Annotated in this window: 16 protein-coding genes and 1 other RNA gene; 14 read left to right on the top strand and 3 right to left on the bottom strand. The window is 42.2% G+C overall.

Annotated features, from left to right (window positions below):
- The first annotated feature begins 14 nt into the window (after positions 1–14).
- On the top strand, positions 15–671 hold the full coding sequence (gene nth / locus V1500_RS17900) for an endonuclease III (protein WP_409301332.1): 657 nt from the start codon (positions 15–17) through the stop codon (positions 669–671).
- Between the two features lie 65 nt (positions 672–736).
- A complete protein-coding gene (locus V1500_RS17895) occupies positions 737–1210 on the top strand; it encodes a YpoC family protein (protein WP_409301330.1) in 474 nt (157 codons plus the stop codon).
- Positions 1211–1320: 110 nt separating this feature from the next.
- Here the strand turns inward: V1500_RS17895 and V1500_RS17890 are convergent, their stop codons facing one another.
- Both V1500_RS17890 and recU read right to left on the bottom strand, forming a co-directional pair.
- Entirely contained in the window at positions 1321–4086 is a 2766-nt protein-coding gene (locus tag V1500_RS17890; RefSeq protein WP_409301329.1) for a transglycosylase domain-containing protein, read from the bottom strand.
- 28 nt (positions 4087–4114) lie between these two features.
- Entirely contained in the window at positions 4115–4726 is a 612-nt protein-coding gene (gene recU / locus V1500_RS17885) for a Holliday junction resolvase RecU (protein ID WP_409301328.1), read from the bottom strand.
- Positions 4727–4897: 171 nt separating this feature from the next.
- Between recU and V1500_RS17880 the strand changes: the two genes are divergently transcribed.
- The 4 genes from V1500_RS17880 to V1500_RS17865 all read left to right on the top strand — a co-directional run bounded on the left by V1500_RS17880 (position 4898) and on the right by V1500_RS17865 (position 7608).
- On the top strand, positions 4898–5854 hold the full coding sequence (locus V1500_RS17880; protein WP_409301327.1) for a DUF2515 family protein: 957 nt from the start codon (positions 4898–4900) through the stop codon (positions 5852–5854).
- A gap of 191 nt (positions 5855–6045) precedes the next feature.
- Positions 6046–6303 (top strand): hypothetical protein, encoded by a 258-nt coding sequence (locus V1500_RS17875; RefSeq protein ID WP_409301326.1) that lies wholly within the window; start codon positions 6046–6048, stop codon positions 6301–6303.
- 138 nt (positions 6304–6441) lie between these two features.
- Positions 6442–6831 carry a YppE family protein gene (locus tag V1500_RS17870; protein ID WP_409301324.1) on the top strand — a complete coding sequence of 130 codons (390 nt, stop codon included), beginning with the start codon at positions 6442–6444 and terminating at the stop codon, positions 6829–6831.
- A 69-nt stretch (positions 6832–6900) separates the two neighbouring features.
- Positions 6901–7608, top strand: coding sequence for a YppG family protein (locus tag V1500_RS17865; RefSeq protein ID WP_409301323.1), 708 nt, complete (start codon positions 6901–6903; stop codon positions 7606–7608).
- Between the two features lie 85 nt (positions 7609–7693).
- On the opposite strand, the gene V1500_RS17860 is transcribed toward V1500_RS17865, so the two are convergent.
- Positions 7694–8170 carry an Hsp20/alpha crystallin family protein gene (locus tag V1500_RS17860; protein WP_409301322.1) on the bottom strand — a complete coding sequence of 159 codons (477 nt, stop codon included), beginning with the start codon at positions 8168–8170 and terminating at the stop codon, positions 7694–7696.
- A gap of 637 nt (positions 8171–8807) precedes the next feature.
- Between V1500_RS17860 and V1500_RS17855 the strand changes: the two genes are divergently transcribed.
- From V1500_RS17855 to V1500_RS17820, 8 genes are all read left to right on the top strand, one after another.
- Positions 8808–9605 (top strand): alpha/beta fold hydrolase, encoded by a 798-nt coding sequence (locus V1500_RS17855; protein WP_409301320.1) that lies wholly within the window; start codon positions 8808–8810, stop codon positions 9603–9605.
- Between the two features lie 114 nt (positions 9606–9719).
- The gene (locus tag V1500_RS17850) at positions 9720–11999 is read left to right on the top strand and encodes a DEAD/DEAH box helicase (protein WP_409301319.1); all 2280 of its coding nucleotides are present in this window, start codon (positions 9720–9722) and stop codon (positions 11997–11999) included.
- A gap of 45 nt (positions 12000–12044) precedes the next feature.
- Positions 12045–13307: a ribonuclease H-like domain-containing protein gene (locus V1500_RS17845; protein ID WP_409301317.1), complete on the top strand. Its 1263-nt coding sequence runs from the start codon at positions 12045–12047 to the stop codon at positions 13305–13307.
- A gap of 379 nt (positions 13308–13686) precedes the next feature.
- Positions 13687–14256: a CotD family spore coat protein gene (locus V1500_RS17840; RefSeq protein WP_409301315.1), complete on the top strand. Its 570-nt coding sequence runs from the start codon at positions 13687–13689 to the stop codon at positions 14254–14256.
- Positions 14257–14317: 61 nt separating this feature from the next.
- Positions 14318–14872, top strand: coding sequence for a DUF1273 domain-containing protein (locus V1500_RS17835; RefSeq protein WP_409301314.1), 555 nt, complete (start codon positions 14318–14320; stop codon positions 14870–14872).
- 96 nt (positions 14873–14968) lie between these two features.
- Positions 14969–15280, top strand: a complete 312-nt coding sequence (gpsB, locus tag V1500_RS17830; RefSeq protein ID WP_409301312.1) for a cell division regulator GpsB — start codon at positions 14969–14971, stop codon at positions 15278–15280.
- Between the two features lie 69 nt (positions 15281–15349).
- An RNA gene (gene rnpB, locus V1500_RS17825) (RNase P RNA component class B) lies at positions 15350–15737 on the top strand.
- Positions 15738–16028: 291 nt separating this feature from the next.
- Positions 16029–18074 (top strand): EAL domain-containing protein, encoded by a 2046-nt coding sequence (locus tag V1500_RS17820; RefSeq protein ID WP_409301310.1) that lies wholly within the window; start codon positions 16029–16031, stop codon positions 18072–18074.
- The last annotated feature ends 2 nt before the right edge of the window (positions 18075–18076 follow it).

Raw genomic sequence — 18076 nt, 5'->3', positions numbered from 1 at the left:
AAAGGAGAACAACCATGTTAAATAAAGCTCAAATTCGAAAATGCCTGGATGTGATGGCGGAAATGTTTCCGGATGCTCATTGTGAGCTTAACCATTCGAATCCATTTGAATTAGTGGTCGCAGTGGCGCTGTCTGCTCAATGCACAGATGCATTAGTAAATAAAGTAACCAAGGATTTGTTCCAAAAGTATAAAACTCCAGAGGATTATATCAGTGTTCCAATTGAAGAGCTGGAAAACGATATTCGATCGATAGGCCTGTACCGCAATAAGGCTAAAAATATTCAAAAATTATCAAGGATGATTATTGAGGAATATGGAGGAGAAGTACCTCAAGACAGGGATGAGATGACTAAGCTTGCTGGTGTGGGTAGAAAAACCGCTAATGTAGTCGTTTCTGTTGCATTTGGAATCCCGGCGATTGCAGTTGATACCCATGTGGAAAGAGTGAGCAAGCGGCTTGCCATTTGCAGATGGAAAGACAGTGTGCTTGAGGTCGAGAAGACCCTGATGGCCAAAGTACCGAAAGAAGAGTGGTCTATCACTCATCACAGGATGATCTTCTTCGGACGGTATCATTGCAAGGCACAGAACCCCCAATGTACGGTATGTCCATTACTTGAGCTCTGTCGTGAAGGCCAGAAGCGTATGAAGAGGCTGGCTGCTGAGTGAGTAACATGGAAACCTTCTCTGTGCCCGATAGTCTGAAGCACCCTTTATTTTATCCGGGGACTCAAATGAAATTTACACGCGAACGATATTTAATCTGGGATGAAAGCAAAAATAGGGAAGACTATTTTCCCTATGAAGGCCTTTACTGGAATCATATAGAGGCTTACCGTCCCTGGGAACACCCTGAAACGCATATTAACCATTTGTTCAATGAGTGGAGGAAGTCCAGGGAAAAGGGAATTGAACAAGTTTCAGCTCGTAATAATAACACACAAACACGTGAATTCATTACGTATGCGTTAAGCCTGCTGTTTTCCGCGATATTTTGGATGAATTCCTGCCCTGTCAAACTTTCATTCTGGCAGGAGGAATTGAACAATATGAAGATACAGGCTATGAATGCAGAAGAACGAATCAACTTTATCCTCTCACGTCCGTCTGGCTATCACTCATTCATACAATTAGCTGAATTGTTTACGGAATACGAGAAATTATATTATAAAGCATTAGCACTGCAAAAATTGAAGAAGCGTGTCTAAGGGGTATAAAAAACGTCCAAGCCGAAAAGCTTGGACGTTTTTTTATAGAAACATAAACCTTGTTTGACACGGGGAGTGGAAACGGCAATTTAGCCGTTTCCATTGATGTCTCATGGATTGCCATCATTTCCGCTGTCAGGATTTCCGCTGCCATCTCCGGTACCGGTGTCACCACCAGTCCCAGTATCGCTGCCAGCCCCATTATCATTTCCGCTGTTGCTTCCATTGCCGTTACCATTTCCATTGTTGCCGTTACCATTTCCATTGTTGCCGTTGTTACCATTTCCATTGCTGCCATTGTTACCATTTCCATTGTTGCCGTTGTTACCATTTCCGTTGCCATTGTTACCATCGCCTGGATTCTGGTCTGTTTGTCCATCACCAGTACCATTTTGGTCACCGTTTTGGTCCCCATTTTGATCCCCGTTTTGGTTATCATTTGGAGTGCTTCCGTCATTTTCGGAATTTTCGTCTTCTGGATTCTCAGTATCATTTCCAGTTTCCGGATCGCCCGTGTCTGATGCAGGGATATCTACCGATGCCGTAGCTGAGTCACTTCTCTGGCCGTCTAAGATGGCAGTTACGGTAAATGTATAGCTGCTGCCGTGATCAGGCTGACCAACTGTAACCTTTTGGACAGCTGACTGCGACAGAACATCAGCAGGGCCGCCATCTTTGGATAGTTTTACTTCAAAATCAGGCTGTCCATCACCGTGATACTCCCAGTTCACAATTATTTGATCTGCAAGCTGGTCGTAATGTGCCTGAAGGTTTGAAGGCCCTTCCTGCTTATCATATTCCTTCGTCACCTTTGTCGGTTCCGTGCCCCGGACAAAATATTCTTCCGCAATCATGTTTTGAGGTGTATATTCGCTAGCCTTCATAATTGGATCGGAGCCTTTTACAATCCCGACCTTTACAACACTGCTAGGCTTCTTGAAGTCCTTTGTCTCTTTTCCTTCAGAAACATGCTGCATCAGGTTTTTGAAAACCTGCTTAGGTATGGCCTGTGAGGATTTTCCAAGATAATTGTTTTTCTTTTCATATCCAGTCCATACACCAATTGTATAGTTAGTCGTATAACCGGCAAACCACGCGTCTAAAGCTCCACCGGGTTCGACGTTGAGCCTTGCTTTTTCTTCCTCTGTAAAGTTGGTGGTCCCTGTTTTCCCTGCTACTGGGAATCCAGGTATATTAGCAGCTACACCAGTTCCGTAGCTCTCCTTCAATACACTTTTTAGAAGGTCAGTCACGATGAATGCTGTGGATTCCTTCATTACAGTCTTGGGAGCTACCTTATTTTTGATTGTCGTATTTTTATCTCTTAAGACAATTTTTCTGACAGAATGGGGCTTATTATATATGCCGCCATTTCCAAATGCGCTATAGGCACCTGCCATATCCATCGAGGAAACTTCGAGTCCTGAACCAATTGCAGCCGATTCAAAGAAACTCTTAGGATTAATAGGTATGCCCAGCTTTTCAGCAAATTGCCGTGAGCGTTCGGCACCTACTTCATTAAAAGTTTTGACTGCAGGGATGTTCAAGGATCTTCCAAGGGCTTCCCTGATTGTCATTTTTCCATAGTGCTGTCTTGAAGCATTATTTAATTCCTGGCCATTTTCATATTTATAAGGCTCATCCACAATCTGGTGAGCTGTGGACCATTTTAAATATTCGACAGCAGGACCGTAATCCAATATCGGTTTGATTGTTGATCCTGGAGACCGTTTCGTATCAGTGGCAAAGTTAAAGCCGCCATTGAATTCTTTATTTCTGCTGCCCCCAATGGCCTTGATTTCTCCTGTTTTTGTATCGAGAAGAGTAATACCAGTTTGCAGTTCTTTACTTGGAAACTTGATTATTTCATCAGTAGTCAGCATCTTATGGACGTATTTCTGGGCGTCTGCATCAACAGTGGTATAAATCTCTAATCCGTCCGTAAAGACGTTATAATCGCCCATTTCTTCCACTTCTTTGATTACCTGGTCGATAAACGTATCATAAGGAGTGCTGTCTGTCTGGCCTGTATTCTTCTTTTTAAGGCCCTGTGTAATCGGTACTGCCTGTGCCTTTTCCATTTCTTCATTGGTTATAAACCCGTGTTTATTCATTAAATGAAGAACGACATTGCGGCGTTTTTCGGCCCGGTCAGGATATCTAAACGGATCATATCTGCTCGGGCTCTGCGGCAATCCTACCAGGGTAGCTGCTTCATTCAGCGTTAATTCCTTCAGCTCTTTTCCATAATAAACCTGCGCTGCAGTAGCAATTCCATTTGCGCGATTCGCAAAGAATATTTTATTGACATACATCTCAAAAATTTCTTCTTTGGTATATTTTTGTTCAAGCTGGATGGACAGCCACATTTCCTGGACCTTCCGCTTGATTGTTTTGTCAGGCGTTAAGTAAGAACGCTTTACTACCTGCTGAGTGATGGTACTGGCACCTTGAGAACCAAATCCGCTTGTGAAGTTTGCTAGAACCGCACCGCCAAGGCGTCTAACATCAATTCCGTGATGTTTAAAGAAACGGACATCCTCAGTTGCAAGGAAAGCATTGACTACCAGCTGAGGGACATCCTCATAAGCGACATAGTCTCGATGCTCCTGTCCTAATTCATCTATTAAGGTCTTCCCGTCATCGGCATAGACCTTTGAAGGTACTGGGTCTTTTAATAGTTTTTCATCCAGCTTGGGAGAGTCGCTTATAAAATAAGCAAAGGCTGCTCCGCCTGCTATCATGCCCACTATACCTAGTGTAATTAAAATGAGGAAGATCCTCCTGAATAAACCTGGTGAACTTTTTTTATTACTTTTCTTTTTTGCTTCGGCTTGTTTGCGTCGTTCTTCTCTAGTTCGGTAATTATCAGCCATACGAGCTACCTGCCTTTCTAAGAAACAACTAGACTAGTTTAGATAATATTGAGTCTATCCCTTTAATATAGTCAATCCTCGGTTGGAATCCAATAGTCAATTTTATGGAAGAAGATCCGATTTCTTCATGAGTAATCGATTTCCTTCCGCCATTTAACATTCTTTCCCAAAAATAGTTCAGTTTTTCCGATTCCATAAGGTATATGTCATCAGTAACCGAAAATCTAATGATAACAAAAGCAATTCCCCCCTGTTTCACTACCTGTTTCATGTGTTCAATCTGATGTTCATGAAAATTCTTGAGCGGGAAGGAGGTAGTGCTTTGGGTTTCTTTTGCTTCAAAATCAATATATTTTCCTTTGTATACGCCATTATAATCTGTGGTTGATGCCTGTTTGAAATAAGCTTCTTTTATGACTGCAGCACTTCTTGCGGGATAGTGCACATCTACGATTTGGACCGGTGTCGGTTTCTTGTGGATTACGGCAACGCCATTTGCAAGATAATATTCATTTGTTTCGTTTAAATCGTCCTCCAGTGTTTTACCCCTGTTGCTATAGCTTATTTTCTTGTTTTGCTGGGTATTGGATTTCGTGCGCTCCTGAACAAACTTGCGTCCATTTGGATAATGAAGAGCCATTTTTCCCCCTCCTTTTTTGCACTCATCTATGATAGCAAAAAAATAGCCAAATGGGTGAATAAAAGTAATGTTTTCTTTAAACCATAACATTTAAGGAAAAGTCTGGGTGATAATTTTGTGGTGAGAGCGGTGTAAACCTATAGCATGCATTCTGAAGCGGAACAGATAACAATGGAAGAAAAACACATAATAATTACGATAAAGGACGAGACAGCCTTTTGGAATAGGGACAATATCTCAAGAACGAAAGCCTATGAACGCTTTTTCAAGCTGCATCCGGAAATTATGTGGGCATTTTTGGCAGGTATGGTATCCCGCAATGCAGGATGGAACATGTGCGACCTTGAAGGAGACTGGATGCCGAAGCTCATGGGCAAGGACTTTCGGCAACGGCTATTTCTCACATACGAACGCGCCAATTGGCTAATTTTCCAAGATGCGTATCCGCAATTGCTTCTTTATCATTATTCGACGAAATTTAGGAAAACTTTGTTTCACTTAAACAAATATTTTTCCGTCACAAATTTTATGGTCTGTGAATGGAAGAAATTTTGGGAAGCAAGGGACAAACAGCGGCTGTTATATTCTCTGATCATAAATGAACAAAATCTTATAGAAGAGCCCGTTCTACATAATAATTTTTATAAGGAACAAGTGTTTGAAAGCCTGCTTTTTCGTTTGCAGGATCACCTCCATTTCAGCACTGTGTTGTTCCCTACGAAAAATGGTGATTTATATGGCATTTCAGCGTCCCGTTTTAAAAATCTTGGTGACAGGATCACTCTTGGTAAAAAGCTCGCGCTTATCCTATTCTCTCCTGAATTATTCCCTTCTTTCTGTAAGTTTGCAGCTGAAACTGAACCGACGGGCTCACGCTATGATTACGAACGATATTTCCCTTGCTATAAAAGGAGGGATACCCCTTTTCTACGTCTCACATATCCCTTCGTGAATCATCCGGCTCCTTCATCTGGACAATGGGATTTAATCAGGGAGATTAAACCAGAATGGTTCAGTGTTCCGGAATGCCCTAAAAATACTCTCTTGAACTCCTGGCATAGGAAGAAGCAAATACAGCTTCAGGCTTCCATAAGGGCGGCCCAGTGGATTAAGGGGGTCCTTCGGTAACCAGTCATAGGTCTGGCGGATAACGACATTAAAATGGATATATTGGAATGCCTTTGTCGAACAAATGGGGATTTTATCTGATAATCACTTTCTTTGTTGATATGGTTCTAGTTTTGTCAACGCTGGAGGTAAAATGCACGCCACAAAGAATATAGTTCAGTATTAACCATACCGGAAGAGGAGGAAACGGAATGAATAAAGAAATTCTGGCTTTGTTTAATGAAATGGCATTAATAATGGAAAACATAGAGGATTCCATGGTTGAAATTGTTAACCAAGAGCGATGTCTATTGTGGAGCCAGCAATTTCAGATGGTGAACCGGGTGCAGGAATCTTTTGATAAAGCGGAAGCAGATTGGATGATCAAGGATTTTGAAAAACACTCGTTCATGCTTAAAGATGACACTGCCCAAGTTCCGATTCCGCTGAATCCGAAGTTGGGATTCTAATCTTATGATTCAATAACAATATTAATTTACCCAACATTAGATCGTTTTTGGGGCCATATGTGAAAAGATGGACTCGAGAGGGATTTTTAGGATAATATATTTTATACTTATAAGTATTACACTGCCAAGGAGTTCATAATGAAGGACAAATCATATATTCATCAACAAACGATAAACCTGATCAATTATTGTAAACAGGCCGATCAAATATATGAAGGCGTAAGGACAGAAGGAAAAGAAAAGGATTTCCATACTGAAGTTAAGCCGTTTGCTGACAAGGTCCATAAGGAGGCTGCCCAATGGGGGAAGGATATGAAGGAGTGGTTAAACGAAGAAAAATTCCCACATCTTTTTCCACAAATGATTGATCAAACGGTGGGAAATCTTTCAGATGTGGCTGTCCAGGCGTTCTTTCCCAAAACGAGCTACAAACGTTTTAAAAGCCATGTTCAGTCAGTATCCTTTATTTTGCAAAGTGCGGAAATTGAAATAGGAAAGAAACTGCGCAGTGCCCAACAAGGTTCGTGAACCTTACACAAAAATTCTCCTCCATTCATATAGTATATGAGCTAATGTCACGGGAGGACGAATAAGTTCATGAGTATGAATCAATCAGGATACCCTCAAGCAGAAGGCTACAGCTCATATGATGAAGAAAACTATTATGGGAATGTAAATGGGACACAGGATGCAATCATGCGCGGGAATGGTGCTTCTGTAAAATACTCTGCTGGCGCCAGAGATGAAAGCATGCCGTTTCCATATGGCTGGCCGGATGTTTACTCGTTCAATATGAACACGGCAGGTGCCCAACCGCTGGGACAGTATCCGGTTCCCCCACATGGCCCGCAAAACCAAAACTGGATTATGTCCCGACCTTCTGGTGAATGGCGGCAAATGGGTGTTAATCAAATTTCGCCATTTATGGGAGGAGCTTATCCCATTGCTGGACAAATGCCCTATCCGCCGTATCAGCAACCAGCTCCTATTCCCTACCCAGCCGCTTATTACCAGCAGCCAATGCCAATGCAACAGCCATTGGGTACCAGCAATAGCTTTAACCCATTTGAAAACCCGCTGCAGCCCATTCAGAAACGGCCTCCGTTTACGAGCATGAATCCTTATCCAAAGCAGCAGTTCATGCAAAAGCAGCCTAGTGGTTTTCAATCTGTCCTGAATCAATTCAAGACGCAGGACGGTTCATTCGATATCAATAAAATGGTTAATACTGCCGGGCAAGTGATGAATACGGTAAACCAGGTGTCCGCTATGGTCAAAGGCATGGGAGGAATATTAAAGGTATAATCTAGTACGCGATAAAGCCCATCGAGCCCTGTTAAGGGGACGATGGGCTTTTACAAATCATTTTTTCCAAAAAACATAAAAATGTTTATTCATCGATTTCAATCAGTTTTCCTTTAAGTTTAGGTATTCTAATTTGAAGGATTCCGTCTTTTAAAGCTGCGGAAATTGCTTTCTCATTAATTGATGCGGGGAGATGGATAATCCTGGATGATCGTGATTGGGCTTTGCTATGCTGGGTCCACCCGGCAGCGGAATTAGTCAATGTATTTGAATCGGAATGGCTTACAGTGATCCTTACAGCTTGCGGCAGCATCTCAAGTTCAATTTGTTCCCTTTTAACACCTGGAACGATTGCTCTTATAATGAATTCTTTATGGTTGTCTTCAGTCTCTACAGAAAATCCCCCGCCTACAAACGGCGCGGCACTAAAAAAGTCATTCATAGACTGAAGCAAACCCTTAGATGGCCTTTCTGAAAAAAGCCTATCCATTGATTGTATAAATTCCGTAATTAATTCTTTTCGGCTTCCCTTTGCTCCGTCATGTTTTTCTGGTGATGACATAAGAGCACTCTCCTCCCTGTAAAATTTTCTGCTATGTAATAGCCTATGTAAAACAGAAATAAAAGGTGATTGCTGCAAAAGGATGACCCTTGTTGCAAATGGCTTTTATTAATACATTCAGTATCAGGTACCGGAAAAGGAAGAATTTCTATCCAATTTTCAATACGCTGCTACAATCAGGGCATACCTATATGTTGAACTAAAGAATGGCTGTTTAAAAGCTCCTTACAATTGTGATAAGAAATATTGTACATTTTTGCGCTCTGTTGATTGGAGCAGGAGGTGCGAGACCACTTGTAAATGATGCTGCATTTTCTTCGTGCGTGGGCATATTCAAGGAAGCCGTTTCAAAGTCCTGCGGGAAAAGCAGGCATAGGCAGACCCCGCAGGTGTCACATGCACCGAGGCTCCTGCTGCCTCCGCGGGAAAGCGGGTGCCTCGTGACAGGCATTCCTGAGAGGTTCATGGCAAAGAAGCACCCTTGGTGCAAAGGATATCAACAGCCATTCTACAGAAAACCTTACATTCATTCTATTTAGGCCAATTTTCGGATCGGATATTTGCAAGAGCAAACTCTAGTTTGTTTGATTTATGGTAAGGGAACTATATATTATTATTGTAAAAAGAGGGGGATAAAATGACAGAAGAAACGAAGCTGGCATATATTGATCAAGGCAATGGGGAGACCCTGGTTTTGGTTCATGGATTTTGTGGAAGCAGTGGATATTGGGAGAAGGTTATCCCCGAATTAACCGATAATTTCCGGATTATTGCCATTGATATTCAGGGGCACGGTAAATCTCCTATTATGTCCGAAACGTTCCAGATTGAAGATCTAGCCGATGATATATGTTCGCTACTTGACAGGCTTTCAGTCGGCAAAGTGTTTATGTTTGGGCATTCATTAGGCGGTTATATTACATTGGCGTTTGCAGAAAAATATCAGAATATGTTAAAAGGTGCAGGTTTAGTCCATTCCACCGCTAACCCTGATAGTGAAGAAGCAAAAACAGGAAGAACAAATTCCATTGCAGCCATCCGTGAGAAAGGAATCCAGAGATTCGTTGATACATTGATTCCAAAGCTATTTGCGAATGCCGATGATCCAGAGACAGCTTACAAAGTGGCGAAAGCAAAGGAAATAGGGTATGGCACCAATGCCGATGCAGCCATAGCTGCACTGGAAGCAATGAAAAACAGGAAAGACCGTAACGAGATCCTAAGAAATTCTGCTGTTCCATTCCTCTTGATAGCCGGAGCAGAGGATAAAGTGGTATCCCCGGATAAAACTTTTTCTGCCAAAGCGGACCATATCCAGGAAGTGCTGGTGGAAGACTGCGGCCATATAGGCATGCTGGAACAACCACAGATCATCGCAGAGACATTAAAGCAGTTCGTTCTTAGTACCCTTGAATCTACAATGTTCCAAGAGTAGGGGGCCTATATATCAATCCGTCGCAAAACTCCGTTTCCTAATACCTGGAAATAAAGTTTTGCTTTTTTAACGAACGTTTATTCGTTAAAATATAGGATATGAGGTGAGTTATACATGAAGCTTAGAAAGAATCTGCAAGAAATAATTTCTGATTTAAAATCCAATGAAGATTTAAAATATAATATTGCCCATTGGCATACGATCGAAGCTAAAGGGGCGAACGTGCGGCCATTTCCATCGAATATGGATGCCCGTATTCAGGGTGCGCTTAAAAAGAGGGGGATCAATGGCCTTTATACTCATCAGGAGAGCGCTTTTCAGGCTGCTACAAACGGGCAAAATTTCGTTGCGGTTACACCTACCGCTTCAGGAAAAACCTTTTGTTATAATTTGCCTGTACTGCAATCCATTTTGGAAAATGAGAAAACAAGGGCGCTATATATCTTCCCGACGAAGGCGTTGAGCTATGATCAAAAAAGTGAGCTACACGAAATGATAGATGATATGGAGGTACAGATAAATAGCTACACGTATGATGGAGACACACCCTCTAATATACGGCAAAAAATTCGCAAGGCTGGCCATATTGTGATAACGAATCCAGATATGCTCCATTCAGGCATTCTTCCTCACCATACAAAATGGGTATCGCTCTTCGAAAACCTAAAATACGTCATAATAGATGAATTACATATATATCGAGGCGTATTTGGCAGCCATACGGCGAACGTGATTCGAAGGCTGAAGCGAATCTGCCGTTTTTACGGAAGTGATCCACTCTTTATTTGTACATCTGCAACAATTGCCAACCCGAAGGAACTGGCTGAGAATCTGACCGAAACGAACATGCTTTTAATAGATAATAATGGTGCCCCAAGCGGCAAAAAGCATTTTGTATTTTACAATCCTCCAGTGGTAAACAAACCGTTAAATATCAGGAGAAGTGCAGTCCTCGAGGCAAGGAGGCTTGCGGCGGAATTCTTGCGCAATAAAATCCAGACAATCGTATTTGCCCGATCCCGCGTAAGAGTGGAAATTCTGCTTACTTACCTGCAGGAATTGGTATCGAAGCAGCTTGGTCCCAAATCAATTCAAGGATATCGCGGCGGGTACCTGCCAAAGCAAAGAAGAGAGATTGAAAAGGGTCTACGTGAAGGAAGCATTTATGGAGTGGTAAGTACAAATGCCCTGGAGCTGGGGGTAGATATCGGCCAGCTGCAGGTATGTATCATGACGGGCTACCCGGGGTCGATTGCAAGTGCCTGGCAGCAGGCAGGACGGGCCGGAAGGCGGCATGGGGAAGCTCTTATCATTCTGGTAGGGAGCTCCAGTGCCCTCGACCAATACATGATACAGAATCCGGAATATTTCTTTTCCAGAAATCCGGAAACTGCTCGGATCAATCCCGATAATCTGGTCATACTCGTTGACCATATCAAATGTGCGGCGTATGAACTGCCCTTCAAAACGGGGGATCAGTTTGGAACTGCAGAAATTATGGATGTACTTGAATTCCTGACTGAAGAGCGGGTACTGCATCAGAATGGGGACAAGTGGTTCTGGATGAATGATGCCTTTCCAGCCCATAATATCAGTCTGCGTTCCGCTTCTCAGGAGAATGTGGTTATTATTGACCAGACAAATCAGCCAGATAATAAGGTAATAGGAGAAATGGATACGTTCAGTGCCATGACACTTCTCCATGATGAAGCAATCTATCTGCACCAGGGCGTCCAGTTCCAGGTGGAGTATCTTGACTGGGAAGAAAAAAAGGCATATGTGCGGGAAGTAAATGTGGATTATTACACAGATGCCAATCTTGCCGTGCAGCTTTCCGTCCTGGAGGTTGATAAACAAAAATCCTTCCGTTCAAATGAAGCCGCCTATGGAGATGTTTCTGTGCGGGCCATGGCCACAATCTTCAAAAAGATCAAATTTGAAACACACGATAATATAGGATCAGGTCCGATTACCCTCCCGGAGGTCGAGCTTCATACGAGCGCAGCTATGCTTTCCATTCAGCCAGATATTCTGCAATGGGATGACAATCGAATGGAGCAAGGGCTCATAGGTGCTGCGCATGCGCTGAATTACATGGTGCCTCTGCATGTTATGTGCGATCCCCATGATATCCATGTGTATCCCCAGGTAAAGGCTGCCCACAATGAAAGTCCTACCATTTTTATCTATGACAGCTACCCAGGAGGAATAGGCCTAAGCGAAAAGGTCTATGAAAATGTTGAAACAGTACTGAATGACACAAAAAATATGGTAGAACGATGCCAATGCGAAAACGGCTGCCCTTCTTGCATAGGAACTGACACGGCTTCACAGTCTGCAAAAAAAGATGCTATAAAGCTTCTGGATATGTTTGCAAATGGCCTTGTTTCCTGACAGGAGGCGTAGCAGTCAAGTAGGGTTGGTACAGGAGGCAGGAGTATGAGCTTGAAAAATAAACTTGGCAGAATGAAAAGCCATTTAAGTCTTGACCCCAATAAAGAAATGAAAACAACTGAATCAATGGCTCCGTCAGCTGAGCTGAACATTCCGTTCCTTGACAAATGGGAAAGGAACCATACTTCCCTTTATCACTTTGACGGCGGCCACTGTTTTATAAGAGAGGTACGTTATCCTTTAGACTACCAGCATGGAATATACAGTTTTAAAGAAGTTGTTGATATAGTTTCTCTATGGAATCAGGGGGAACTGGCACATCCCCTATCTGCAAGGGGGCTAGAAGCAGGTGATCTATTTTTCTTTGATACGGAAACTACTGGACTTGGCGGAGGGGTAGGAAATACCATATTCCTCCTTGGCTATGCCTTTATTGACGGCGAGGAAGTAGTTGTGCGCCAGCATGTGCTGCCGCAGCCCGGAAACGAAATTCCGCTATATCAAAGCTTTCTTGAAAAAATAGATTATAATACTCTCGTTACCTATAATGGGAAAGCGTTCGATTGGCCGCAGTTAAAAACCAGGCACACCCTGATAAGGGACCATATACCAAAGCTCCCGGAATTCGGTCATTTTGATTTATATCACGCTTCGAGAAGATTATGGAAAGATCAGCTGGAAAAAGTAAAGCTTTCTGCCGTAGAAGAAGAAATTCTGGGATTAAAGAGAGAGAATGACATCCCTGGCTACCTTGCACCAATGATCTATTTTGATTTTGTGGAACGGAAGGATCCAGACATTCTCTTTGGAGTTCTCCAGCATAATGAGACTGACATTCTTTCCTTAATCACCCTCTATATCCATTTATCGAAACAAATTTTGCAGGTGGATGGATATGGCAGTGAAACACTTAAAATTGCTAAGTGGCTTGATTACCTTGGGAAAAAGGAAGAAGCCTACCATGCCTATGACACTGTATTGTCCGCCGGATCTGAAGCTGAACGGTTATCAGCAAAGCATGCCATGGCTTACTACCACAAGAAGCAAAAAAAATATGATGATGCCCTGGCGATTTGGAAAGAAGTTTCGGAAAAGGGGAACGGAAAAGAGAGAATGGAGGCAATCATAGAATGCGCCAAACTTTTAGAACATCAATACAGAAACTTTGAGCAGGCTTTTCATAACATATGCGGGTTTTATTTGGAAATAAGAGATGATAAGGCCGTTTCAGATTCTGTAAAGCAGAATTTATTAAAAAGAATGGAAAGGCTAAGAGGAAAATTGAACCGTGCCGGGATGACACATTAAACGCAAGTATACGACATCTGTTAGAGCTTGATGCAATGATGTTATTTCAGGAATATATGGTAGTCTGCCTGTCGTGATAAATAATGATTTCTTTTTCATCATTTTGATGAATTGTGTTATTGTATCCGTGTTACAAAATGTGTAAAATGTACAATGGTATGAGAATTATAGTAAACGGAGCGGAGAAAATGTATAAGGCTATATTATTTTTGTTTTTTGTTGTAGTTTGTCTCACTGCCATTCTATTTTCTACACTAAGGGATAGTTTTTATTCCCTTTTATAATAAAATAGGTTATTTAATTATTACACCTGTACCCCTTGTTTCATAGTCTGATACTGTAATAACCATTCATTATGAAGAAAGGGGACGCTTTAAAAATGGAATATTCCAAAATGAAAGCTGGCAAAGGCCCGTCAGTGATGGGTGCACAAGCTGGACCTGGTCCGATGATGGGTCCGACAGGCATGGGTCCCAGCCCGATGATGGGTCCGGCAGGCATGGGTCCTAGCCCAATGGTGTCACCGGCAGGCATGGGTCCTAGCCCGATGATGGGTCCGACAGGCATGGGTCCTAGCCCAATGGTGTCACCGGCAGGCATGGGTCCCGGCCCGATGGTGTCACCGGCAGGCTTTGGCCCTGGCCCAGGTCCAATGGTATCACCGGCAGGAGCTGGCCCTACCAATGTAGCGCCAACCCAGGTTTTACCCGCCCAAGTCTCTCCAACGCAGCAATTTGTAAATACTAACATTTTCCCACATGTTGTTCCGCATATCCATCCATCACACACCACAAATGTAAATAAACAAATATTCACTCATCAGCATCATTTCCCGCATACTGCTTCCGTAGTAAATGAATGCTATGAACAACATGTTGTCTGCCCAGGACCCGGACCAGCTGCACCGATTGCTAATCCTTGCTGCCCAAGGCCGCCATTTGGCTTTTGAGCAACGACAAGGGCTTTTCAGCCCTTGTTTTTTCATATATCCGTAAGGGGAGCTGATTAACTTGAACGTCGTATATATAACCGGCTATAAGCCCTTCGAGTTAGGAATCTTTGATAACAAACATGAAGGTATCAGGTATATTGTGAAAGCAATTAAACAGAGGCTTGTACCTCTTATTGAACAGGGCACCGAATGGGTCATTATATCCGGACAGCTTGGCGTGGAACTTTGGGCCGGGGAGGTCGCTATAGAACTGAAGAAGGAATTCAGCCAACTTAAGCTTGGTGTTCTCACTCCATACTTAGAGCAAGAAAAAAGCTGGAACGAGTTAAACAAAGAATTCTATGACAGTATTTTGTCCAATGCTGATTATGTCGATTCCATTTCAAAAAAAGAATATGAAGGGCCATGGCAGCTGAGGGCAAAAAATGTATTTTTGGTACATAAGAGTGACGGGATGATCATTGTTTACGATCATGAAAGAGAAGGGTCGCCGAAATACGCCATGGAAGAAGCCAGGAAATATGCGGAAAGCAATGATTACCCTATCATGGCTATCACCTTTGATGATTTACAGCAGGCTGTCGAATCAGAGGCCGAAGAATGGCAAGATTGAAGCTTTGAGGCAGGAACAGAAAGCTATAATTGACAAATGGGATAGATTTTGAAAAAATAATATCAAATGTTTGGTGAAAGTATTGAGGTGAATCTTATGCTATCTGATAAGATAAAATTGACGGCGAAGGACATACTTGAAAAAGACTTTAAAACAGCAATGCGCGGATATAAACCTGAAGATGTAGATCAATTTTTAGACTTGATTATAAAGGATTATGAAGCATTCCATCAGGAGATTGAGGATCTAAAACAGGAAAACCTGCGCTTAAGGAAACAGGCTGAGGAAGCTTCCAGGAGGCCAAACCAACCTGTGTCAAGTGTCACTCCTGGTACCACAAATTTTGATATATTGAAAAGATTGTCCAACTTGGAGAAGCATGTTTTCGGCAGCAAATTGTATGATTGATATTGCATTTGTTATATTTTCCATTGCTATGTACGAATGAAACGGCTATAATGAGTTATGTTATGACAGACGTTCGGGTAATCGCTGCAGTATCCTTATTGCAGAGGAAAGTCCATGCTCGCACAGGCTGAGATGCCTGTAGTGTTCGTGCCTGGCGAAAAAATAAGCTAGGGCAGCAGCTAAGCCTGCTGACGGCCGGGAAAATGCCTAAGTCCCCCAGGGATATGGCATGAAACCTATAAAAGTGCCACAGTGACGGAGCCTTTTCAGAAATGAAAAGGGTGGAACGAGGTAAACCCCACGAGCGAGAAACCCAAATTATGGTAGGGGCGCTTTCCTCCTTGGAAATGAACGAGGAGAAGGACAGGAACAATTGTTCCTGTAGATAGATGATTACCACCAAAGTACGAGATGAAAATCGCTTGCAGTACTGCGGCACAAAACATGGCTTACAGAACGTTTCCATAATCTCATTGAAGACAAAGTAACCTCTCCTGTAACAGGAGAGTTTTTTGTGTTTATGCAAACTTTTTAGCTGACTTCATAGCAGCACCCTGATGGTACAACAATAAACCTGAACGTGCTTTTTTCTAACATTCGCTCAATATGCTGCGCTAATTATGTCATAAATGCGAACTTTCATTGTTTATGGCGAAAGTTGTCAAAATTTATACATATGATTAAGAAATAATTACATTATGATAAAATGAGAACTTTCTATCTCAATAAAACTGGGAAGGTGCATGACATGAAGATTGCTAACCCCAATCTGAACTGGCAAAGCGAACTAAAATTCTTCAATGTGATATTTCAGCAGATAGATCAAGGTGCTTTTATCATAGGAGCCGATGGCATAATCTTGGAAATAAACAAGGGCGCAAACAGAATTATAGAAAATAGGGCCCGTTTGCTTGCCGGAATGCAGATGGATACACTTAAAATTGACTTTGCTGCAGTTAAAGGAGAAATACATAAGAATGAATATTGGACAGGACCTGGTGTTATACATGGATTAGATGGGGAAGAATATACATATCAATTTACGATCCGGGCTGTAGAATTGCCATATACAACTGAATACCTGGCTACCTTTCCCTATTACGCTGGCCGTAACATCAAACACAGGCTGGCTGATCAGGTGTTTCAAACAATTGACGATGGCATTCTTTATACGGATAAAGATAAAAGGATAATTTCAGTAAACCCAGCATTTGAAATCGTTACAGGCTATCGTGAACATGAAGTTCTTGGGAAAACACCGAAAATTCTTCAATCGGGATTGCATGACCGGGAATTCTACAAGCAAATGTGGTCAGTCATAGAAGATAAGGGCGTCTGGAAAGGGGAAATCTGGAATAAGCGAAAAAACGGGGAAGTATACCCTGAATGGATTTCCATTAGTGCCGTTACCGGTGAAGATGGAGACACTAATTACATGGCGGTGTTTTCGGATATAAGTGCAAGGAAAGCGACAGAGGAAAGATTGCTGAAGCTTGCCCATTTCGATGTTCTCACTGGAGCAGGTAACCGTCATTTTCTGTATGAGAAGATGGAAGCGCTGCTTCATTACTCAAAGAAACACAATCGGATGTTTGCAATTCTTTTTATTGATTTGGACCGGTTTAAGCAAATTAATGACACGCTTGGCCATAACTATGGAGACCAGCTGCTTAAACAATTTGTCATGCGTCTCGAGACTATGTTTGAAGATTGTATCATTGGCAGACTGGGTGGAGATGAGTTTGTCATTTGTATCCCCGATATTAAGCATGTTAGAGAAGCAGCAAATATGGCAACAGAAATCATTAACTCCATGAAAGCTCCTTTTCTGCTATATGAGCAAGAAATCCATGCTTCGGCATCTGTCGGCATTTCACTATATCCCCTTGATGGAAAGGAACAGCACTCTTTGCTTAAGAATGCAGATATGGCCATGTACCAGGCCAAAGCGCTGGGGCGTAATCATTTTGAATTTTACCATGCCGGGCTCAGGGAAAGAAACCAAACAAGAAAGATGGTACTCGCAAATAGGCTGCATTCAGCTATAGATAAAAATCAATTAAGCCTTTTTTATCAGCCGCAGGCTGATGCCCGTACAGGTGAAATAACCGGGGTCGAGGCTTTGATCCGTTGGCATGAACCTGAATACGGATTTATTCCGCCAAGCGAATTTATACATATCGCTGAAGAAAATGGATTGATCATTCCAATCAGTGAATGGGTATGCACCAGAGCTTGTGAGGATATGAGTCAGCTCCATCATTCTGGATTTCCTTCCTTGAAGGTGAGTATAAACATTTCCGCCATACATTTCCGCCAGGATGAATTTGTCAAGAGTATTAGTGAAATTATACAGAATTCGAATATCAATCCAAGATATCTGGAATTGGAATTGACTGAGAGTATGATTATGCCTAATGCTGAAGAATCAGTTCGAAGGTTGGTAAGGCTTAAGCAATTAGGGGTAAAGATTGCCATTGATGATTTTGGCACTGGTTTCTCGTCTCTTAGTTATTTGAACCGATTTCCAATCGATAGCCTGAAAATTGACCAGAGTTTTATCAAAAACATCATAAATTATGAAGAAGATGCCGCAATTACAAAAGCAATTATTACCATGGCGAGGAGCCTAAGCATGGATGTTGTCGCAGAAGGAGTGGAAAACAAAAAACAAATGATATTTTTACAGCAAGAAAACTGTAATACTTTACAGGGATATTATATTTCAAGACCGGTGCCGTTGAATGAATTGACAACATTACTTCATTCATGGGAACCGGCATTCTTTAAATGAAA

The sequence above is a fragment of the Peribacillus sedimenti genome, from assembly GCF_046237635.1.
Classification (GTDB): Bacteria; Bacillota; Bacilli; order Bacillales; family DSM-1321; genus Peribacillus; species Peribacillus sedimenti.
Note: the sequence above shows the minus strand (reverse complement) of the source record. Positions and strands in the feature narration are given on the sequence as shown.

Coding starts and splice junctions, on each gene's coding strand:
- nth (WP_409301332.1), top strand. CDS start 15: ATGTTAAATAAAGCTCAAATTCGAAAATGCCTGGATGTGATGGCGGAA.
- V1500_RS17895 (WP_409301330.1), top strand. CDS start 737: ATGAAATTTACACGCGAACGATATTTAATCTGGGATGAAAGCAAAAAT.
- V1500_RS17890 (WP_409301329.1), bottom strand. CDS start 4,086: ATGGCTGATAATTACCGAACTAGAGAAGAACGACGCAAACAAGCCGAA.
- recU (WP_409301328.1), bottom strand. CDS start 4,726: ATGGCTCTTCATTATCCAAATGGACGCAAGTTTGTTCAGGAGCGCACG.
- V1500_RS17880 (WP_409301327.1), top strand. CDS start 4,898: ATGGAAGAAAAACACATAATAATTACGATAAAGGACGAGACAGCCTTT.
- V1500_RS17875 (WP_409301326.1), top strand. CDS start 6,046: ATGAATAAAGAAATTCTGGCTTTGTTTAATGAAATGGCATTAATAATG.
- V1500_RS17870 (WP_409301324.1), top strand. CDS start 6,442: ATGAAGGACAAATCATATATTCATCAACAAACGATAAACCTGATCAAT.
- V1500_RS17865 (WP_409301323.1), top strand. CDS start 6,901: ATGAGTATGAATCAATCAGGATACCCTCAAGCAGAAGGCTACAGCTCA.
- V1500_RS17860 (WP_409301322.1), bottom strand. CDS start 8,170: ATGTCATCACCAGAAAAACATGACGGAGCAAAGGGAAGCCGAAAAGAA.
- V1500_RS17855 (WP_409301320.1), top strand. CDS start 8,808: ATGACAGAAGAAACGAAGCTGGCATATATTGATCAAGGCAATGGGGAG.
- V1500_RS17850 (WP_409301319.1), top strand. CDS start 9,720: ATGAAGCTTAGAAAGAATCTGCAAGAAATAATTTCTGATTTAAAATCC.
- V1500_RS17845 (WP_409301317.1), top strand. CDS start 12,045: ATGAGCTTGAAAAATAAACTTGGCAGAATGAAAAGCCATTTAAGTCTT.
- V1500_RS17840 (WP_409301315.1), top strand. CDS start 13,687: ATGGAATATTCCAAAATGAAAGCTGGCAAAGGCCCGTCAGTGATGGGT.
- gpsB (WP_409301312.1), top strand. CDS start 14,969: ATGCTATCTGATAAGATAAAATTGACGGCGAAGGACATACTTGAAAAA.
- V1500_RS17820 (WP_409301310.1), top strand. CDS start 16,029: ATGAAGATTGCTAACCCCAATCTGAACTGGCAAAGCGAACTAAAATTC.